Genomic DNA, 20,748 nt, shown 5'->3' on the forward strand with positions numbered 1-20,748 from the left:
CACAGGGGCAACGCCTGCGGCCCGCCGCGAATACAAGTTAAGGCCAACGCGCGGAGCGCTACACCAAAACCGCCAAATCACAATTTCAAACCACTCACTCAGAAGTTATGCCGAATGCCGGCGATAATCGCCAATTGCTTATCCGTATCCGAGTTCACGAGATTGGGAATCTGCGCGAGGTTCTGCGTGCCGCCGCCGGCAGCATCGATCCCAAGCCCGGCGCCCGACGACTTCTGCCCGATCGCCACGGCATACAGCGCCGTACGCTTCGAGAGGTTGTACACGGCCCCCAGATTGATCTGATGGATACGCGTAGACGACGCCTGATCGGGACGCGCGTCGTTGAAGATATACGCAAAACCAAATTGCAACGCCGGCGAAAACTGCCACGTCGTATTGAGCTCGGCAATATCGAACGAGATATCGGCGCCTTGCGGCTGCGCCGTACTCGCAAAATACTGGCTCTGCGAAAGCCGCGTATGCGTATAGCTCAGCGCGATCGTCACCTTGTCGAGCGCATACGATCCGCCCGCGCCGTAGATATCGATCTTCTGCGCATTCTGTAGTTCGCAATACGAAGCATCAGCGTTGCTGCAGCTGAAGTCGCCAATATAGCCGCTCTCCCCGCCCAGCGCCGCCTGAAGCGGATTACGCAGTTGCAGATAGCCCGCCGAGAGCGAGAGCGGCCCATGCGTGTAGTTCGCCGCGAGCGACCAGCCGCGGTTCTCCGAGAAGTTGCCCGCCACGCCGCCGAGGCTGAACAGACCGCCCACCGTCAGGCCACCGAAGCTCGGGCTCAGGTACTTGATCGAGTTGTTGAAGTTGAACGCTTCGTTGAGGTTGTCAACGTCGCCGAAGTGCGAGCCATACAGCGTCGCCCAGTTGTTGCTCGAAGCGTAGGCGCCCATGTTGTCGGAGAACGGGTCGTACTGGCGGCCGAGCGTGAGCGTGCCGTAGTTCGCGTTTGCCACGCCCACCCACGCGTTGCGGTTGAAGAGCGTGCCGCCCTGCAGCAGCGCACCATTCTGCGTGAAGATGCTGTTCTCCAGCGTGAAGTTCACCGTGGTGCCGCCGCCGATGTCCTCGCTGCCGGTCAGGCCCCAGCGCGAAGGCACGAGGTTGCCGCCGCCCAGTTGCCAGTTCGAATGGCCGTCGGTGCGGCCATCCGCCTGCGTGGTCTGCTGATTCGTCGAATAGACGAGGCCGGCGTCCACCGTGCCGAAGAGCGTGACCGAGGACTGGGCGTGCGCCCCTTGCGTGAAGGTGGCGAGGGCGCACGAAGCCAGCGCCAGCGCCGTGCGCGTGACGAGTGTGTTTGCCATGTCGATGTCTTTTGTCTAGAAGTGAGCGATCGCGCGCGCGATGCGACCCGGCCCGGCCCGGCCTGGCGTGGCCGGGTCAATACGGGCGAGCGCGACCAGGCCGCGGCGCGCGACTCGATTGCGCGCACCGCGTGCGGTTTGACTGCCTGGGAAATGCGTGGGGACTGCCTGGAGAACTGGGGCCTGGAGTACGTCGGCCAGGCGAATGCAAGCGCGATGCCGGGCCCGCCCCGCCCGGCTGCGCCGCGTGCTACTGACCGAAGCGCTTGTAGACGTCGGGCCGGTGGCGCCGGAACATGAAGCCCAGTGCGATGCCGACGAGCGCCACGGCGAGCACGATCCACGGGAACGCGCGCACGATCGGGCTATCGGAGCCGGAGAGCGCGTCCAGGTTGCCGATCAGCACGAAGCCGATCCACAAGAGGCCCAGCCCGCCCAGCACCGGTGCAACGAATGCGTGCCAGACCCGCGTGTCCTTTTTCGTCGCGCGGAAGTAAGCGGCCACCGAGAAGCTCGTCACGGCCTGCAGCATCACGATGCCGATGGTGCCAAGCGCCGAGGTGCAGCTGAACACGATGTTGAACGGATCGGCGCCCGCGAGCACGAAGAAGCCCACCGGCACCGCCGCCGTGAGCGTCTGCAGATAGCTCGCGAGATACGGCGAGCCGTACTTCGCATGCAGACGGTCGAGCTTCGCGGGCAGGATGCCTTCGACCGAAAGCGCGTGAATGTAGCGCACGATCGTGTTGTGAAACGAAAGCAGGCTCGCGAAGATGCTGGAGAGCAGCAGGAAGCTCATCGTCGTGGTCATGGCGCCGCCCAGGTACTTCGTGGACTGGATGAACCAGAAGTCGCCCGGCTGCTTGGTGGCCACGTCGGCCACGTCCTTCAGGCCATAGGCGCAGACGATGGCCCACGTGACGAACGCGAAGAACACGAGGATCAGCGTGACCGACACATAGGTCGCGCGCGGCACCGTGACCTTCGGATTGCGGCACTCCTTGCCGTAGATCGCCGTGGCCTCGAAGCCGATGAACGACGCGAGCGCGAACATCACAGCAATGCCCATGTGGCCGCTGAACACGTGCTTCGGTGCGAACGGCGCGAGCGTGAGACCGTCCGGGCCGCCGTGATGGATCACGATGGCGATCGAGAGCACGAGCAGGATGCCCATTTCGAGGCTCATCAGCACGCCGAGCAGGCGGCTGTTCAGGTCGATGCCGCGCAGGCCCGTCACCTGCACGATGGCGATGCATGCGAGCGAATACACGTACCACGGCATCGTGCTATGCAAGAGCGGCCCGAGCACGACGGTGCAGAAGAAGCCGAACAGGCCATACAGCGCGATCTGGATGCAGGTGTACGAGAGCAGCGCGACGAGCGCGCCCGCCATGCCGAGCGGGCGGCCGAAGCCCGCCGTGATGTATGCGTAGAAAGCGCCGGCACGCACGATATGCCGGCTCATCGAAGCGAAGCCGACGCTGAACACGAGCAGCACGACGCCCGCGATCACGAAGGCGCCGGGAATGCCCGCGCCGTTGCCGAGACTGATGGCGGGCGGCACCGCGCCAAGCATGCCGGTGAGCGGCGCGGCCGCGGAGATCACGAGAAACACGATCTGCCACAGGCCGAGCAAACTGCGCTGCGGCACGGCGGCATCGTCTGCCTCGACGCCGCCGACGAGTCCGGCTGGCGCGACGGGTATTTGCGATTCGTTCATCGTTGCCTCTGCTGGTATCTATTGGGGTCGCGCCATGCGACACGATGAAGGACCGCGTGCCCCTGGCGCTCTTGGGAACGAATCTCGCGCACTCGATTGCGAGACTCGACAGGAGCGCATGGTAGGCAGCTAAAAATTATGGCGACCTGGCTGACCGCGCCAAATTCTCGATAAAGCGCGCCAACGACCCTGCGGGTTTTTACTTAACGCCTTGGCGGCTGGGCGCGGCACAGAAGATCAATTCGGATGACGAATGAATGAGTGGCGGCTTTCTTCAGTCTACATACTTTCTATACACTATCAAAATACTTACATTCATGGGCTAACTGGACCGCGTCTATCCCGACCGGGTCTACGCCGACCGCGTCTATCCCGACCGGCCCCAATTACGCGTTGCGCGCCACAGCACGGTGGCATCCGCGTAGCCCACCGCGCGCGCGACGGCCGCGTTGGTCATGCCCTCCTGCTCGCGCAACACCGCCACGCTGCGCTGGCGTTCCTCGCGAATGATCTCGCGCACAGAGGTTCCCGCCTCGGTCAGATGGCGCTGCAGCGAGCGGTTCGAGAGCCCGAGATCGCGCGCAATATCGGCCACCACGAGCTTTTCGCGTGCGAGCCGGCGCGTCACCAGATCGCGCACCTGATCGACGAGATCGTAGGGCATCGCATCGCGCGAAATGAGGTCGGTGGCGTGGCGTTCCATCATGCGCGCGAGTTGCGTGTCGGCGCTCTTGAGGGGCGCGTCGAGATCCTGCGGATGAATCACCACGCCGCTCGCCGGCTGCTGGAAGCGCACCGGCACGCGGAAAATCCGCAAATAGGGCTTGAGATCCGCGGGCGCCGCGTGCTCAAAATGGATCTCGACCGGCGTCCATGTCCCACCGCGCACGAGGCGAATCATGTGGCACATCGCGCTCACGCTGTATTCGGCGTCCTGGCGGCGTGGCCAGATGTCCGCATGCGCGATGCGATAGCTCCACATCGGCCACGCGTTATCGCGCACCAGATCGACGAGCGTGCCGCTCTGCCATGAGACAAGCGCGTCCGTGAATTTGCGGATTGCCGAGCCCAGCGTGGGCGACGACATGAACACGAGCCCCGCGGGCCCGAGCTCCGTGAGCTGCAATTCGTTGCCGAGGCGCAGGCCCAGCCACGGCTCGTCGAGCACCTGCGCCGCGCGCTCGAAGGCGCCCACGTAGCGCCCGAGCGGCAGGATTTCATAAGGATCCGAAAGTTGTCTGCGGGTCAGACCAAACTCGGCCAGCAACGCATCGCAGTCCGCACCGGCCGCGTCGAGCGCGCGCACGATCGGGCCCATCACCGCGCCGCGAATCATCGGAAAACCGTTGCTGACAGGCACTCTTTTCATGTCTCGCTCCATTCTCCTGCGGCGCGCAATTGCGTGCGCACCCAGATTCGTTCGCTCTGTCTCTGGCGCACTCTATCGTCCCTTTGGCGCATTTTGCAAGCGCGAAAAAAATATGGCGTTTCTACGATGACGTCACGACATCGCCATTACGGCCACGCGCTGTGCCCCTAAAAACGAGGCCGGCCTGCCGCCCTTCATGCGCTGTTGCGGTCCAACGTCATCCTTACGAAACGCTTATGAACACGAATCCGAACTCGCATCCGCTCGATCCGCTGAGCCTCACCGAAATGCAGCTCGCCTGTGACATCGCGAAGGCCGCCGAACAGCTCGACGAACACGCGCGCTTTCCCGTCACCGAGTTGCACGAGCCGCCCAAGGCCGAAGTCGTCGCGTACAAACCCGGCGACTACTATTCGCGCCGCGCCTTCACGATCGTCATCGACCGCACGCGCAACCAGACGCTCGAACTGGTCGTCGATCTGCGCGAAAAGAAAGTAGAATCGCGCAAGGCGCTCGCGCTGCACAGCGCGCCGTTCGGCCAACCGCCCGTGATGATCGAGGACTTCATGAACGCCGAGCGCATCGTGAAGGCCGATCCCGCGTGGCGCGAGGCCGTCAAGAAACGCGGCCTCAGCGAAGACGATCTCGAGCGCGTGCAGGTCGACCCGTTCTCGGCAGGCGCGTTCGACCGTCCCAACGAAGGCGGCCGCCGCCTCGTGCGCTGCGTGAGCTACTACCGCGAGAACCTGACCGACAACGGCTATGCGCATCCGATCGAAGGCGTGGTGGCCGTGGTGGATCTGCTCGAGCACAAGGTGATCGAGCTCGTGGACGACGGCCGCATCATTCCGATCCCGCGCGCCAGGCACAACTACGACACGCCGAGCATCGGCAAGCCGCGCGACACGGTCAAGCCGCTGTCCATCAGCCAGCCCGAAGGACCGAGCTTCACGATCGACGGCTGGCAGGTCGCCTGGCAGAACTGGACATTCCGCGTGGGCTTCACGCCGCGCGAAGGCCTCGTGCTGCACCAGATCAGCTGGGACGACGGCAAGAGCGCGCCGCGCCCCATCGTCTACCGCGCGAGCGTGACGGAGATGTGCGTGCCCTACTCCGACCCCACCACGAACCACTACTGGAAGAGCGCGTTCGACGCGGGCGAGTACGGTCTCGGCAAGCTTGCGAACCAGCTCGAGCTCGGCTGCGATTGTCTCGGCACGATCCGCTATTTCGACATCCCGTCCGCCGACGATTTCGGTAACGGCTTCACGATGAAGAACGCGGTGTGCCTGCACGAAGAGGACTACGGCACGCTCTGGAAGCACTACGAATTCCGTACCGGCGTGTTCGAGATGCGCCGCTCGCGCCGTCTCGTGATCTCGTTCTTCGCGACGGTGGGCAACTACGACTACGGCTTCTACTGGTACTTCTATCAGGACGGAACGATCCAGCTCGAGTGCAAGCTCACGGGCATCATCCAGACCTCGGCGGTCGCCGATGGCGACGCCTACCCGTGGGGCGGCATGGTCACCGAAAATCTCGGCGGCCCGACGCACCAGCACTTCTTCAATGCGCGCCTGCACATGATGGTGGACGGCGAGAAGAACTCCGTGACCGAGCACGAGTTCGTGCCGCGTCCGATGGGCGCGGAGAACCCGTACGGCAACGTCTTCGACACCACGAAGCGCGTGCTCAAGACCGAGCAGGAAGCGGCGCGCAACGCGAACGGCCAGACCGGCCGCTTCTGGAAGGTCGTGAACCCGAACGTGAAGAACCGCGTGGGCGCGAATCCCGGCTACAAGCTCATCATCAACGACTCGCCGCTGATGCTCGCCGATCCCCATTCGAAGGTGCGCCAGCGCGGCGGCTTCGCGACGCGCCATGTATGGGTCACGCCGTACGACACGACGCAGCGCTACGCGAGCGGCGACTACCCGAACCAGCACGCGGGCGGAGACGGCCTGCCGCGCTATATCGAGGCGAACCGCAACGTCGAGAACGAGGACATCGTGCTGTGGCACAGCTTCGGCCACACGCATGTGTGCAAGCCCGAGGACTTCCCCGTAATGCCCGTGGAGTACGCCGGCTTCATGCTCAAGCCGAACAACTTCTTCTACGGCAATCCGGCGATGGATCTCCCGGGCGGGCGCGATCCGCACAGCGTGCAGGACGGTGCGCCCGATACATGCGCGGCGCCTTCGTGCTGCCACGGCAAGCAGTAAGCCCGCGATGATGCCCCGCACGCGCCACGCCATGACACCCAAAGCCCGCCATGCCCTTGCCGCCGCCTGTGTCTGGTTTGCGGTAACCGGCGGCGCCGCGGCGCTCGCGGCGGGCGTCATGCTGGGCGCGATGCGGATCGACGCGACGACCGCCGCATTCGCGGGAAGCGCGGTTGCACTTGTCGCGATGGCGTTGCTGCCTGCTGCGCTCGCGCGCCGCTTCGCCTCGCGGGCCACCGTGCCGGTGGCCGCCTCGCTCGTCCTCACCATGGCGGCGATGACTGCCGCCGCGGCACAGGCACGCGCGGGATCGACACCGGACGTCATGGCTGCCGTACTCGCGTTGGCAGGTCTCGCCCTGCTCGCAACGGTCAGGCCGTACCTGAACGCGCGGCGTACGGAGTCTTCAGCGCCGCCTCGGCAAATCGACAGGACTCCGATTCAACGAGCGCGTCAAGGCTTCATTGGCGCGCTGCCCGGCAGCGTCTCCCTGCTCGCACCCGCGTTGCTCGCCGGGCTTTCGAGCGGCGTGCTCGCGCGCTTCCAGTTTTTCGCCGTGTGCGGCGCCGGACCTTTCTCGTTCGCGCAGGTGGCCGCGTCGCTCTGCGCGGTGGTTGGCTTCGGCCTGCTTGCGGAACGCATCGATCGTCGCTACGCATTACTCGCCCTCTTCGCGCTGCGCGGTGCGTTGCTTGCCGCGCTCACGCTCGATGCGCTCGCGCCCTGGGCGGTATTCGCCGCGCCCGCGTTCGCCGTGCTCGACGCGCTCACGCTGCCCACGCTTTTGCGCATCGGCCGTGCGGCGCAAGCCGGCTGCCCCGGCATCGCGCACCACATGGGCATGCTCGCGGGCGCCGCGCTGGCCACGACGTCGTGGGGCTTCGGGCAAGGCTTCCCTGCGCTCTTTCTCGCGGGCGCTGCGCTCAACTTCATGTGTGCATGCGCACTCGCGGCACGCCGCACCAGGCACACGCCCAAACAGCAGCAACCGCATTCCACGCAGTACTACGCATCCCGCTATACCCCGCACTTCACCGATCACCCCGCATCGCCCGCCCTGGCATCGGGCACCGGGATCGAGATTCGCTGACACCCACGCACAGGACCGAACCGAGGAAACGACATGGACCGCCAGGACTTCACGCACACGATCCGCACACAGATGTTCGTCGACGGCCGCTTTTGCGCCAGCGGCAACGGCCGCACCTTCGCCGTATTCAACCCCGCCACGGGCACCGAGATCGCCCAGGTGCCGGATGCCGGCGACGCCGACATCGACGCGGCCGTCACCGCCGCGCGCCGCGCCTTCGAGGCCGACACATGGCGCCGCATGCCGCCCGCCGAGCGCGAGCGGCTGCTCCTGAAACTCGCCGATCTCGTCGAGCGCAACGGCGACGAGCTCGCCGCGCTCGAAACGCTCAATCAGGGCAAGCTGCTCGGCTTCTCGAAGATGCTCGAAGTGGGCGGCAGCGTGCAATGGCTGCGCTATATGGCCGGCTGGGCGACCAAGATCGAAGGCAGCACGCTCGACCTCTCGCTCGCCTTCCCGCCCGGCGTGCGCTACAACGCCTCCACGCGGCGCGTGCCCGCTGGCGTGGTCGCCGCCATCGTGCCGTGGAATTTTCCGCTGCTGATGGCGGTATGGAAGATCGCGCCCGCGCTCGCCTGCGGCTGCACCGTCGTGCTCAAGCCCGCCGAGGAAACGCCGCTCACCGCCATCCGCCTCGCCGAGCTCGCGCACGAAGCGGGCTTTCCGCCGGGCGTGCTCAACGTCGTCACCGGCCAGGGCGAGACCGCGGGCGCGGCGCTCGTGCGTCACGCGGGCGTGGACAAGGTCACCTTCACCGGCTCCACCGAAGTGGGCCGCATCATCGGCAAGCAGTGCGCGAACGATCTCAAGCGCGTCTCGCTCGAGCTGGGCGGCAAGAGCCCCGTGATCGTGCTCGACGACTGCGACCCGCAACGCGCCATCGAAGGCGCGGCGGGCGCGATCTTCTTCAACCACGGCCAGGTCTGCACCGCCGGATCGCGTCTCTATGTGCCGCGCGCGCGCTTTGACGAGATCGTCGAAGGCATCGCCCAAGTCGCGCGCAACACCGTGCTCGGCTCCGGCTTCGACGCGGCCACGCAGATGGGCCCGCTCGTCTCCGCGCGCCATCGCGCCAAGGTGGCCAGCATGATCGCGCAAGGCCGCGCGGAAGGCGGCGAAATCGTGGCGGGCGGCGGCGACGGCAACCGCGCGGGCTACTTCGTCGAGCCCACCGTGATCGCGAACGCCACGAACAAGCCGCTCACTGTGGTGCGCGAAGAGGTCTTCGGCCCGGTGCTCGTGGCGATGCCCTATGACGACGTCGATGAGGCCATTGCCGCTGCGAACGCGTCCGAATACGGCCTTGGCGCGAGCGTATGGACCAACCAGCTCGACCGCGCGCTGCGCGTGGTGGACGCCGTGCAGGCCGGCACGGTCTGGGTCAACACGCACAACATGGTGGACCCGGCGCTGCCGTTCGGCGGCTTCAAGGCCTCGGGCATCGGCCGCGAGCACGGCCGCGCCATCATCGATGCCTACACCGAGACGAAGTCGGTCTGCATCGCGTACTGACATTGTTAATCGAAATGGAATAATGAAACCAGGCGCCAGGCAATGATCGGGCGCCCGAATTCCTTCATGATCGACTCCGTTCCCGCTTCACCCAATGCCCGAACCCGAACGAAAGGAGCTCGATCATGAACACCGCTACCCACCACGCAGAAAACAACGCAGCAAACAACACGGCAAACGCCGCGCGCGGCGTCGCCATCGTCACGGGCGCCTCGCGCGGCATCGGCGCCGCCGTGGCGCTGAGGCTCGCGCGCGACGGTCACCCTGTCGCCGTCAACTATGCCGCGAGCGAGCGCGAGGCCGGAGCGCTCGTCGCGCAGATCGTCGCCGCGGGCGGCCGCGCGATCGCCGTGAAGGCCAACATCGCCAAAGCCGACGAGGTGCGCCACCTGTTCGAGACCACGGCGGCCCAGCTCGGCCAGCCCGCCGTGCTCGTCAACAATGCGGGCGTCATGAAGGTGACGACGATCGCCGATTCGACCGATGCGCTCTACGACGAAATGTTCGATATCAACGTGCGCGGCACGCTGAATACGATGCGCGAGGCCGCGGCAAAGCTCGCCAATGGCGGGCGCGTCATCAACTTTTCGACCACGGCGCTCGCGCTGAACCTGCCGGGCTATGGCCTCTACAACGCCACCAAGAACGCGGTCGAAGCGCTCACGCGCGTCTTCGCGAAGGAATTGCGCGGACGCGGCATCACGGTCAACGCCGTCGCGCCAGGGCCGGTGGCCACGGCCCTCTTCCTCGAAGGCAAGACCGAAGAACAGATCCGCCATTTCGCGAGCATGCCCCCGCTCGAGCGGCTCGGCGAGCCCGACGACATCGCCGCGGTGGTCGCGTTCCTCGCGGGCCCGGACAGCGGCTGGGTGGACGGCCAGACGCTGCGCGCCAACGGCGGCCTCGCCTGAAGCCGGCGGCACGCTTGTGGCGCGGGCCGCACGCGTGCCATGCGCGCCATGTGCGAGCGGCACCTGGCGGGCGCGCCGGCCGGCACGCGCCGCGGTGCTAAACTGCGGGGTCGAAAGCGGGACGCAATGGCAGGCAACGCCTCACCATGCGGCATCGCCTTTCATTGCGCCTACAACGACTCCACATCATGTATCTCTCGATTCTCGCGGTCGGTATTGGCGGCGCGCTCGGCTCGCTGCTGCGCTGGGTGCTCGGCCTGCGCCTGAACGCTATCTTCCCCACACTGCCGCTCGGCACGCTCGCGTCCAACATCATCGCGGGCTACATCATCGGCGTGGCGCTCGCCGCGTTCGCGCGCCTGCCCGACGTCTCGCCGCAGTGGCGCCTGTTCGTCATCACCGGCTGCATGGGCGGGCTCTCCACGTTCTCGACCTTCTCCGCCGAAGTCGTCGCGCATCTGCAGAACGGCCGCTTCGGCTGGGCCGCGGGCGAGATTGCCATTCACGTGGGCTCGTCCTTGCTGATGACGATACTCGGCATCGCGACGGTCGCCGCCGTGATGCGCTGAAGCCGCCCTGGATGGTGCGTGCGCCTATGAGAAAGGCCGCGGCGCTTCGCGCACGCGGCCTTCGTTTTTGACGGATCGGCCCGGTTTCAGGGCATCGTTGCGCCTGCAGCGGTCATGCGTGCGGACGGCGATAACCGCCGACCAATCCGTTCTTCGTCAGCACGTACTGCCACAACTGAATATCGCGCGCGCGGAACGCGCCAGCGCATGACAGCAGATAGTAGCGCCACATGCGGTAGAAACGGTGACCCATCTCGGCCTCGAAACGCGGCCACGCAGCCTCGAAGTTCGCGTGCCATGCCATCAGCGTGCGGTCGTAATCGGCGCCGAAGTTGTGCAGGTCCTCGACGACGAAAAGCCCGCCCGAGGCGTCCGCGATCTGGCCGATGGTGGGCAGCTCGCCGTTGGGGAAGATGTACTTGTCGACCCACGGGTCGGGCGTGGTGTCGCGGCGGTTCTTGCCGATGGTGTGCAGCACGAAGATGCCGTCGTCGGCAAGACAGCGATGCGCCACTTCCATATAGGTGCGGTAATTCTTGGGCCCGACGTGCTCGAACATGCCCACGCTCGCGATGCGGTCGAACTGCTCGTCGAGCAGCCGATAGTCCTGCAGGCGGAATTCCACGGGCAGGCCTACGCAACGCCCGGCGCCCAGCGCGGCCTGCTCCTTCGAGATCGTGACGCCCACGCAGGACACGCCGTAATTTTCCGCGGCGAACTTCATGAGACTGCCCCAGCCGCAGCCGATGTCGAGCATTCGCATGCCGGGCTTCAGGCCAAGCTTCTTGCAGATCAGGTCGAGCTTGGCCTCCTGCGCTTCGTCCAGCGTCTTCGCGCCACCCGACCAGTAACCGCAGGTGTAGGTCATGCGCTTGTCGAGCATGGCCTCGTAGAAAGCGTTGCCGATATCGTAGTGCTGCTGCCCCACCTTCCACGCGCGGCGCATGGTCTGGCGGTTCATGAGGCGCGCCTTGAGCGCGTGAAAGACGAGCCGGGCGGGATCGATCTGATCGTCCACATGCGCACGCAACACATGGGCGAAGAATTCGTCGAGCTGCTCGCAGTCCCACTGGTCGTCCATATAGGCCTCGCCGAGGCCCAGATTACCCAGTGCGACTACGCGCTCCAACGCCTGCGGATCGTGTATGCGCATGTCCCACGGCCGGGTGCCGTTGAGCTTCACATCGGCACGCGCGAGTAGCTGTGCTGCGAATCGCCAGGCTCCTGAACCGGTGGCTTCGCGGGCGGGTTGGGCTGCTTCGAGATGAGTCGTTGCCATAGGTGCTCCGTGTCGGCCGGAGTGAGTGCTTCAGCACTGACTCCGGCCCCATGCATCGCGGTCGATCGGAGTGGGCTGTTCGGCGCTCGACCGGAGATGGGATGCTTCAACCGTCGACCGCGGTGCGTGCCTCGGCACTGACTCCGGTCCCATGCAAAGCGTTGCCTCCAGTCTCGTGCAGAGCTCCTTACTCCGGTCCGATGCAAGAGGTTGCTATCAAGACATTCGTCGTCGCGCTCGCTGCGAGAACCCTTATGATGCACCCACTTCAAAAAATCTGCAGGAAGCCCGACAGCCGCCCCGGCGTGGGCGATAATCGGCTTTGCGCACCGCAACACAAGACGGGCGGGCCGCTTGGCGGCGCCCGCGTTGGGCGCGCCGTGCGGGGCGGCGCCTGCTTTATCCGCGTGGCGAGCAAACGCCGCGCCCGAGACACTACTGAGGAACCCATGGCTTACGACGACAACAACATCTTCGCGAAACTGCTGCGCGGCGAGATCCCCTCCATCAAGCTGTGTGAGAACGACGCGGCGGTGGCGATCATGGACGTGATGCCGCAATCCGTAGGCCACGTGCTGGTGCTGCCGAAGGAGCCGGCCGAAGAGATTTACGAGCTCTCGCCCGAAGCGGTGTCCGCCGCGATGGCGATGGTGCAGAAAGTGGCCGCGGCCGTGCGCAAGGCGCTCGCGCCCGACGGCCTGATGATCGCGCAATTCAACGGCGCAGCGGCGGGCCAGACCGTGCCGCACGTGCATTTCCACCTCATCCCGCGCCGCAAGGGCGAAGAGTTGCGCATGCACGCGCGCGACATGGCCGACAAGGCCGAGCTCGAAGCGACCGCGCAGCGCATCCGCGCGGCGCTGTAAGCCGCGCGGCAAGTCACGCATCGGGCCTCGCATCAGGCGACGCATTTGCCCCACGAGGCGCGCGCGGCCCAAACGCGCGCGCCATCCGCTCAGAACTTGTGGCGGATGCCGACCACGGCAAGCGCCTGCGTATCCGTGCCCGAATTCACGCCGAAGTCGCCGATCGACGCCTGCGCCTCCACGGCAGCGCCCTTCGCATTGAGCGTGTGGCCGCTGGCCTGCTGCCAGCCGGCCAGCGCATAAAGCTCCGTGCGCTTCGAGAGCGCGTAGTCGCCGCCCACGTTCACCTGGTTATAGTGCGCCGAGGCCGGCCCCGTGAGCGACGTGTAGTAGTAGCCCACGCCTGCGCGCAACGCGGAGGTGAACTGATAGTTCACGAAGGCCGAGCCGTTGTTGAACTTCGCGGTCTGATGGAAGGTGGAGAAGCCATCGCTGCCGTACTGCGTGTTCGAGTACGCGAGCCCGAAACTCAGCGCGCCAATGGCATAGCTGCCGCCAGCGCGCACGATCTGAATGGAATTCGCGCTGGCGAAGCCCTGGTTGATCACCGTGTTGAAGAGGCTGTCCGAGCTGCTCGTCCAGGTGCGCACGCCGTTGGTCACCGTATTGCCGCCGTTGGCGAAGAAATAGCCCGCCGCGAGTGCGAGCGGGCCGTTCGCGTACGCCGCGCCAAAGCTGTAGGTCTGTCCGCTGCCGCTCGCGCCCGCCACGCCGCCGAGACCGTAGAGCGCCTCGAACTGCAGGCCCGCGACGACCGGGCTCGTGTACTTGACCGAGTTGCTCACGCGCAGGCTGTTGTCGTAGTTGTCGAGGTCGCCGGGCGTGCCGAATATGCCGCCGAACGGACCATCCTGCGTGAGCGGCTGCACGAGGTCGACGAGCGGATCGTACTGGCGGCCCAGTGTGAGCGTGCCCCAAGTGTTGCTCGCGAGCCCCACGATCGCCTTGCGTCCGAACTCGCGCTGGCCCTGCCCCGCTACGCCCGTCCCGACGTTGAAGCCGTTTTCGAGCTGGAAGATAGCCGCGAGACCGCTGCCGAGATCCTCGGTGCCGCGCAGGCCCCAGCGGCTGCCCGAGAGGTTGCCGCTGCTGAACTTCACGAGCGTGCTCTGGTTCTGGCCGTTTGCGCCCTGCGCGTTGTGAACCACGGCGATGCCGGCATCGACGATGCCGTAGAGCGTCACGCTGCCCTGTGCGTGAGCGGTGGCTGACGCCGTTGCGAGGAAGATGCTGGCGATGGCGGAAGAGGTGGCGCGAGGAGAGAGGCGTTTCATGTGCGGGTTCCGTAGCGTTTGTGTTTTGGGTTATCGGTTGCCGATGAGGGGCTGTCTTGCGATGGCGGCTTGCTGGGAGCCAGTCGGCAAGATCAGGCGGCAACGATACGGAACGCCCGCCGAGCGGCGAACGAAGCAATTCTTCGATGCTTTGCAGGGGGGCCGTCTGCGGTGGATGCGGCTAGCGCGGTGGTATGGCGCGGACCGGGGATGGATTGGCCCGGAACGACGCGCGGCCACGGTGGCCCGGAAACACGTGCGGCAGTAGACCACATGGGCGATGTAGAGGCGGACTGTTGACGCGCCCTCCCCCTGCCGCAAAGAGTCTGCTATAATTCGCCTCCCGCCGGAGAGATGGATGAGCGGTTTAAGTCGCACGCCTGGAAAGCGTGTATAGGTTAATAGCCTATCGGGGGTTCGAATCCCCCTCTCTCCGCCAAAGGATATAAAAGGCTTCCCGCAAGGAAGCCTTTTTCATTTGTGCGATTGAGTCGGGCTCAGGCGTTCCATTCCCGCTTCAACGAGCGTGGGCTCTATCGGCGCCGAAAAAAGAACAAAGGCCCGCATGGATAGCGAGCCTTCTCAATCGACAATCGCTTCAGCCAGCGACGTACAGACTATTCATGCGCAAGCGCCTCTAAAGCCGCGCGCGCGAGAAACCCACTCCGTGTTTCGTGCCGCTTCTCGACGTATGAGTCGATCTTGCGCAAAACGAACCGGGGAAGGCTAATGTTGATCCTTTCCGGCTTGTTGTCCAGCCTGCTCAAGTCGACCTCAACCAATGCCCAGATTGCGCCCGCGTATTCTGGATCTGCCGCCAGTTCTTCAATGGTCGAACACGCAAAGCCAACGTCTTCACCGAGTTCAACCAAAGTAGAAACGTGACCGGCAATCGCTTCTTTGGCGTTTCTAATCGCATCATCGATGGTGTCGCCCCAGGAATGCACACCCGGAATGTCCGGGACAGTCACTCCATAGACGCTCCCATCGTCCTTATGAACTGCGATGGGAAATTCCATGTTGCCCTTCCTTGTAAAGTGAGCGTTTCCGCTTTTCACGCGTTCCGCGACTAAGGGCTGGCGCGCAGCCAGTCACCTAAGGCCTGCGGCTTTGAGGATGCTCATGACCGTTCCGAGAGGAAGATCCTTCTTCGGGTACGGCACCGTCACGAGGCCTGCCTTTTCGGGGTGCTTAAAGTGATGATGGCTGCCGGGAACCCGTACCTGTTGCCAACATCTCCCTGCAGCATCCGGATTAGCCTGGATGAGTTCATATTACCGATGTACTCGTGTGTATTTTTACACAAAATCACATCCATCAAATTTAATGTGGGTTCGTGTGTACGCGCAATACTGAAATCCTGTGTTTTTATACAGTATTTGGCATCGAACAACGCATCGAGCCATCACGTTCGGGCTCATCCAGATCAACATGCCGACGTTGCGCCGTTCTCCCAAGTCCGGCCGACGAACATCGGTGCTCCTGAAAATCCAAACCCCACACCACCAACCTGCGACCTAAAGCCCCTTTCCCTTTACCTTGATACATCTCAAGCCACGTCACACGCCGCTGCGCTTCAATATCACGACCCACAACTATCGAGAGGGGTCTACATGATGAAGAAGCTCATACTCGGAGCTATCCTGACCATCGCGGCGGCGGCAGCGCATGCCAGCGATGCGTTGCAGATCAGCGACCTGGGTGCCACCGTCTATGGGGGCGGCGGCAATGGCTATGTGACCGGCACGGCCACCAACACGACCGCATCCAGGATCCAGACCGCGACGATCGCGATCAACCTGCTCGATGCGAGCGGCGCGATCGTTGGCACCACATCGGCGACTGCCACGGGCATCGAGCCGGGACAACAGTGGAAATTCCGCGCGCCAACCACACAACCGTACAACCGCGCTGCGGTCGCCTCCGTCACCGCCTCATAGCCGTATCGCCTCGCACATGCGGCGGCCGTTCTCCGTGCCGCCGCTGCACCGCTCAATCCCCCTCCCCCTGCCGATAGACCACAGTGGCGAAACGCATGCCATTGACGGTACAGACCTGAACGCACGTTACGCAGCGCCACCCCGACAAGACCGCAGTTTTGCTAAGGATGCCGAATATAATCCACCAGCGCGACCGAATACTCATCCGGCTTCCGGTCAACCAGGCTAACAACGATCGTCGCCAGAAACCCCGCCGGCACGCCGAACACGCCCGAGCTGATCGGCTCGATGCCAAACCAGCGCGCGCCTGCAAACCCCGTGAGCTGCGTAAAGAACGGATACGTCGATACGATGTAATACACGCACACGCCCAGCCCGGCCACCATCCCCGCCACTGCGCCAAGGCGCGTCGTGCGCTTCCAGAACACGCCCAGCACGAGCACCGGAAACAGACTCGACGCCGCCAGCGAAAACGCCGCGCCCACCAGAAACAGAATATTCCCCGCGTTCAGCGAAGCCACCCACGAAGCAAACAGCGCCACGCCCAGCAGCAGGATCTTCGACATGGTCACGCGCCGCTGGCTCGACGCATTCGGGTCCACCATGTGGTAGTACACGTCGTGCGAGAGCACGTTCGAGATCGTGAGCAGCAGCCCGTCCGCGGTTGAAAGCGCCGCTGCCAGCGCGCCCGAGGCCACGAGCCCCGACATCACATACGGCAGCCCAGCGATCTCGGGCGCCGCGAGCACCACCATGTCGGGTTGCATCTGGATGTCGCTCCAGTGCACGATGCCGTCGCCGTTGATGTCGGCTACGCCGATCATGGTCGGCTCCATGCGCCGCCACTGCATCACCCAATGCGGCAGGTCGGCAAAGTGCTGCCCCACGAGGTGCGAAAGGATCTCGAACTTGATGAGCACCGCGAGCACCGGCACCGTCAAATAGAACAACGCGACAAAGAACAGCGTCCACCCCACCGAGCGCCGCGCCGACGCCACCGTAGTCGTCGTGTTGTAGCGCGTGAGGATATGCGGCAGGCTCGCCGTGCCGAGCGAGAGGCACAGCAGCAGCGAAAGAAAATTGCGCTCGTGGATACGCCGCGCTTCGTCGTTCTCCGCGGGAAACGGTTCGTGCATCGGCACGGGCGGCGCGGCGCGCGCGAGCAGGTCGTCGCGCTGCTGCGTCCACGCCACGCGCGCGGCTTCGGGGTCGCGCGGAAAATGTGCGATCTCGTGCTCGAGCGCATCAATGTCGCGCAGCGGCCCGTTGTGGCGGCGCATGTCCGCGAGCGCCATGACGAGGCGCGTCTGCTCCTCGGTATACGACTGCGGCAGCGCGTCCAGCCGTGCTTGCCAGAGCGCCGCGCGGCGCGCGTACTCGTCGCGCACGTTCGCCTCCGCGCTGGTGTCGCGCACGTCGCGCTCGAGCGTCTCCACGCGCTGCATCACCTTGCCGTAATCGAGCTGCGGCAGCCAGCCAAGGCCATTTCGATGCGCGATCAACGAAACCGGAATCAGCATCGCCGCGATCAGGATGATGTATTGCGCCACCTGGGTCCATGTGACCGCCCGCATGCCGCCCAAAAAAGAGCACACGAGGATGCCGGCTAGCCCGCAAAAGATGCCGATTGCGAAATCCACGCCTATGAAGCGCACCGCGATCAGCCCCACGCCCTGGATCTGCGCGACGAGATAGACGAACGAGCAGATGATCGTCGCCAGCACGGCGAGCGCGCGCACGAGGTTGCTCGAGAAGCGCGTGCCGAGGAAGTCCGCGATGGTATAGCGCGCGAGCTTGCGCACGTAGGGCGCGAGCAGGAACGCGACGAGGCAGTAGCCACCCGTCCAGCCCATCAGATAGGCAAGACCGTCGTAGCCGCTCGCGTAGAGCGAGCCCGCGAGGCCGATGAACGAAGCCGCCGAGAGCCAGTCGGCGGCCGTCGCCATGCCGTTGAAGAACGAGGGCACGCGGCGTCCCGCGACGTAGTATTCGACGAGGTCCGAGGTGCGCGAGAGCAGTCCGATCACGGCATAGACGGCGATCGGCACGAACAGGAACACATAGCCGATCCACATGCCGGGGCCGGTGGCGAGCTCGATGCGCCACATCACGAAAACGAAGGCGAGAAAGCCGAGCGTATAGAGCGCGTAGGAGCGGATCAGCCGGTGCGCGAGCTTCATCGTTGCGGTGCCTGGCTGGCGTCGCGAATGGCCGTTTCGGCTTCGCGGGCGGCTTGCAGTTCGCGGTCGGCGCGCTGCATCAGCACGATGTAGACCACCACGAGCACGATATAGACGAGGATCGCCCCTTGCGCGCCGATATAGAACGGCAGACTGAAGCCGGCGAAACGCACGCCGTCGAGCGCGCGCGCGAACAACGGCACGATGAACGAAACGGCGAAGCCGATGCTCATGAGCACGGCGATCAGCGCGACGTTGAAGCGCCAGTAGCGCCGATGCGCGAGCGCCATCGCCTCGCTCACCGCGGGCGGCTCAGGCAAGGGATTGGGGTTGTTCTGGGGTGTGGGGTGTGGCGCGGCCATGCGCCTGTTTAGCAAAAACGCGCATGGCCGGCAATCGGGAACATCCGGCCTTGCATGGGGCCGGGGTGAGGCGCGCGACGGCCGGGGTCGGTGTTGAAGCACCCACCCCGGCCATCAAGCAACAATCCAACAACCATCAAGCAGCCATCAAAGCCGCGATCAAAGCGACTCGCCGAGCTGATCCAGAATCGCCGGGTTCTCCAGCGTGGAGGTGTCCTGCGTGATCGCCTCGCCCTTCGCGAGCGAGCGCAGCAAGCGGCGCATGATCTTGCCCGAGCGCGTCTTCGGCAGGTTCTCGCCGAAGCGGATGTCCTTCGGCTTGGCGATCGGCCCGATCTCCTTGCCCACCCACGCGCGCAGTTCCGCGGCGAGCTTCACCGCATCCTCGCCCTGCGGACGCGTCGCCTTGAGCACCACGAACGCCACCACGGCTTCGCCGGTGGTGTCGTCGGGGCGGCCCACCACGGCGGCCTCGGCCACGAGCGGGTTCGCCACCAGCGCCGACTCGATCTCCATCGTGCCCAGGCGGTGCCCCGAGACGTTCAGCACGTCGTCGATGCGGCCCATGATCGTGAAGTTGCCGGTGTCCTTGTCACGCACGCTGCCGTCGCCGGCCAGATACAGCTTGCCGCCGAGCTCCTCGGGGAAGTAGCCCGACTTGTAGCGCTCCGGTTGGCCCCAGACGTTGCGGATCATCGCGGGCCACGGGCGCTTCACGACGAGAATGCCGCCCTGCCCGTTGGGCACGTCCTGGCCGGTTTCGTCGACGATCGCCGCCATGATGCCCGGCAGCGGCAGCGTGCACGAGCCCGGCACGAGCGGCGTCGCGCCCGGCAGCGGCGTGATCATGTGGCCACCGGTTTCGGTCTGCCACCAGGTGTCGACGATCGGGCAGCGCTTGCCGCCCACGTTCTCGTAGTACCACATCCACGCTTCGGGGTTGATTGGCTCGCCCACCGTCCCAAGGATGCGCAGCGAGGAAAGGTCATAGCTCTTCGGATGGACCTTCGCATCGGCTTCCGCGGACTTGATCAGCGAGCGGATGGCCGTGGGCGCCGTGTAGAACACCGTGACCTTGTGCTTCTGGATCATCTCCCAGAAGCGGCCCGCATTCGGGTACGTGGGCACGCCTTCGAACATCACCTGCGTCGCGCCGGTCGTGAGCGGCCCATAGGCGATATAGCTGTGGCCCGTGACCCAGCCGATGTCGGCCGTGCACCAGAACACGTCGGCGGGCTTCCAGTCGAAGGTCCACTTCATGGTCTGCGCGGCCCACAGCAGGTAGCCGCCCGTGCTGTGCTGCACGCCCTTGGGCTTGCCGGTCGAGCCCGAGGTATAGAGGATGAAGAGCGGGTGCTCCGCGCCCACGGGCACCGGCGCGCAGGTGTCGCTCTCGGCTTGCGAGAGCTCATGCATCCAGTGGTCGCGGCCTTCGGTCCAGCCGGTCTTGCCGCCCGTGCGCTGGTAGACGATCACGCTCTTCACGGCCTCGCAGCCACCCATCGCGATGGCTTCGTCGGCGATGTTCTTCAGCGGCAGCGCCTTGCCGCCGCGCATCTGCTCGTCGGCGGTGATGAGCGCGACCGCGCCCACGTCCACCATGCGCTCGTTGAGCGACTTCGACGAGAAGCCGCCGAACACCACCGAGTGGGTCGCGCCAATGCGCGCGCAGGCCTGCATGGCTACCACGCCTTCGACCGACATCGGCATGTAGATGACCACGCGGTCGCCCTTCTTCACGCCGCGCTTCTTGAGCGCATTGGCAAAGCGCGAGACGCGCGAGAGCAGGTCCTGGTAGGTGATGTTCGTGACGGTGCCATCATCGGCTTCGAAGATGATCGCGACGCGCTCGCCGTTGCCCGCTTCCACATGGCGGTCGAGGCTGTTGTACGAGGCGTTGAGCTCGCCGTCCTCGAACCAGGTGTAGAACGGCGCCTTCGACTCGTCGAGCACCTTCGTGAAGGGCTTTTGCCACGTCAGCGTTTCGCGCGCGAGGCGCGCCCAGAAACCCTCGTAATCGCGTTCGGCTTCGGCGCAGAGCGCCTTGTAGGCGTCCATGCCGGACACCGTGGCGTCCGCCACCGTTTGCGCGGAAGGCGCAAACACGCGGTTTTCGTGAAGAACCGATTCAA

Annotated in this window: 16 protein-coding genes, 1 tRNA gene and 1 pseudogene; 8 read left to right on the plus strand and 10 right to left on the minus strand. The window is 65.0% G+C overall.

Going from position 1 to position 20,748, the window contains the following annotated elements:
• Positions 1–98 precede the first annotated feature (98 nt).
• The 3 genes from BO1_RS44380 to BO1_RS44390 form a co-directional block, all read right to left on the minus strand.
• Positions 99–1,322 (minus strand): porin, encoded by a 1,224-nt coding sequence (locus BO1_RS44380; protein ID WP_028223075.1) that lies wholly within the window; start codon positions 1,320–1,322, stop codon positions 99–101.
• 250 nt (positions 1,323–1,572) lie between these two features.
• Entirely contained in the window at positions 1,573–3,042 is a 1,470-nt protein-coding gene (locus BO1_RS44385; RefSeq protein WP_028223076.1) for an APC family permease, read from the minus strand.
• Positions 3,043–3,409: 367 nt separating this feature from the next.
• Positions 3,410–4,411 (minus strand): AraC family transcriptional regulator, encoded by a 1,002-nt coding sequence (locus tag BO1_RS44390; protein WP_156992756.1) that lies wholly within the window; start codon positions 4,409–4,411, stop codon positions 3,410–3,412.
• Positions 4,412–4,647: 236 nt separating this feature from the next.
• On the opposite strand from BO1_RS44390, the gene BO1_RS44395 reads away from it, so the two are divergent.
• From BO1_RS44395 to crcB, 5 genes are all read left to right on the plus strand, one after another.
• Entirely contained in the window at positions 4,648–6,633 is a 1,986-nt protein-coding gene (locus BO1_RS44395; protein ID WP_028223078.1) for a primary-amine oxidase, read from the plus strand.
• A 31-nt stretch (positions 6,634–6,664) separates the two neighbouring features.
• Positions 6,665–7,723 (plus strand): hypothetical protein, encoded by a 1,059-nt coding sequence (locus BO1_RS44400; protein ID WP_156992757.1) that lies wholly within the window; start codon positions 6,665–6,667, stop codon positions 7,721–7,723.
• Between the two features lie 33 nt (positions 7,724–7,756).
• The gene (gene styD, locus BO1_RS44405) at positions 7,757–9,235 is read left to right on the plus strand and encodes a phenylacetaldehyde dehydrogenase StyD (protein ID WP_028223080.1); all 1,479 of its coding nucleotides are present in this window, start codon (positions 7,757–7,759) and stop codon (positions 9,233–9,235) included.
• 125 nt (positions 9,236–9,360) lie between these two features.
• Positions 9,361–10,146, plus strand: a complete 786-nt coding sequence (locus BO1_RS44410) for an SDR family oxidoreductase (RefSeq protein WP_084688764.1) — start codon at positions 9,361–9,363, stop codon at positions 10,144–10,146.
• Positions 10,147–10,334: 188 nt separating this feature from the next.
• Positions 10,335–10,715: a fluoride efflux transporter CrcB gene (gene crcB / locus BO1_RS44415; RefSeq protein WP_028223082.1), complete on the plus strand. Its 381-nt coding sequence runs from the start codon at positions 10,335–10,337 to the stop codon at positions 10,713–10,715.
• Positions 10,716–10,827: 112 nt separating this feature from the next.
• Here crcB and cfa read toward each other — a convergent pair whose 3' ends face one another.
• The gene (cfa, locus tag BO1_RS44420) at positions 10,828–11,994 is read right to left on the minus strand and encodes a cyclopropane fatty acyl phospholipid synthase (protein WP_028223083.1); all 1,167 of its coding nucleotides are present in this window, start codon (positions 11,992–11,994) and stop codon (positions 10,828–10,830) included.
• 449 nt (positions 11,995–12,443) lie between these two features.
• On the opposite strand from cfa, the gene BO1_RS44425 reads away from it, so the two are divergent.
• On the plus strand, positions 12,444–12,860 hold the full coding sequence (locus BO1_RS44425) for an HIT family protein (RefSeq protein WP_028223084.1): 417 nt from the start codon (positions 12,444–12,446) through the stop codon (positions 12,858–12,860).
• Between the two features lie 89 nt (positions 12,861–12,949).
• On the opposite strand, the gene BO1_RS44430 is transcribed toward BO1_RS44425, so the two are convergent.
• Positions 12,950–14,134 (minus strand): porin, encoded by a 1,185-nt coding sequence (locus tag BO1_RS44430; protein WP_028223085.1) that lies wholly within the window; start codon positions 14,132–14,134, stop codon positions 12,950–12,952.
• A 348-nt stretch (positions 14,135–14,482) separates the two neighbouring features.
• Between BO1_RS44430 and BO1_RS44435 the strand changes: the two genes are divergently transcribed.
• Positions 14,483–14,573: transfer RNA gene (locus BO1_RS44435), tRNA-Ser, on the plus strand.
• Positions 14,574–14,751: 178 nt separating this feature from the next.
• On the opposite strand, the gene BO1_RS44440 is transcribed toward BO1_RS44435, so the two are convergent.
• Complete coding sequence (locus tag BO1_RS44440) at positions 14,752–15,153, minus strand: type II toxin-antitoxin system HicB family antitoxin (protein WP_028223086.1); 402 nt, start codon at positions 15,151–15,153, stop codon at positions 14,752–14,754.
• 72 nt (positions 15,154–15,225) lie between these two features.
• Positions 15,226–15,407, minus strand: a pseudogene (locus tag BO1_RS58550) (type II toxin-antitoxin system HicA family toxin).
• A 340-nt stretch (positions 15,408–15,747) separates the two neighbouring features.
• Here BO1_RS58550 and BO1_RS44445 point away from each other — a divergent pair.
• Entirely contained in the window at positions 15,748–16,074 is a 327-nt protein-coding gene (locus BO1_RS44445) for an FxLYD domain-containing protein (protein WP_028223087.1), read from the plus strand.
• A 161-nt stretch (positions 16,075–16,235) separates the two neighbouring features.
• On the opposite strand, the gene BO1_RS44450 is transcribed toward BO1_RS44445, so the two are convergent.
• The 3 genes from BO1_RS44450 to acs form a co-directional block, all read right to left on the minus strand.
• Positions 16,236–18,254 carry a sodium:solute symporter family protein gene (locus BO1_RS44450; RefSeq protein WP_028223088.1) on the minus strand — a complete coding sequence of 673 codons (2,019 nt, stop codon included), beginning with the start codon at positions 18,252–18,254 and terminating at the stop codon, positions 16,236–16,238.
• Complete coding sequence (locus BO1_RS55390) at positions 18,251–18,616, minus strand: DUF4212 domain-containing protein (RefSeq protein WP_028223089.1); 366 nt, start codon at positions 18,614–18,616, stop codon at positions 18,251–18,253. The genes BO1_RS44450 and BO1_RS55390 overlap by 4 nt, the downstream gene beginning before the upstream one ends.
• 159 nt (positions 18,617–18,775) lie before the next feature.
• Positions 18,776–20,748 (minus strand): acetate--CoA ligase (acs, locus tag BO1_RS44460; RefSeq protein WP_028223090.1); only part of this gene is annotated, 1,973 nt, incomplete at its 5' end.

Source organism: Paraburkholderia oxyphila NBRC 105797, from assembly GCF_000685075.1.
GTDB classification, from domain to species: domain Bacteria; phylum Pseudomonadota; class Gammaproteobacteria; order Burkholderiales; family Burkholderiaceae; genus Paraburkholderia; species Paraburkholderia oxyphila.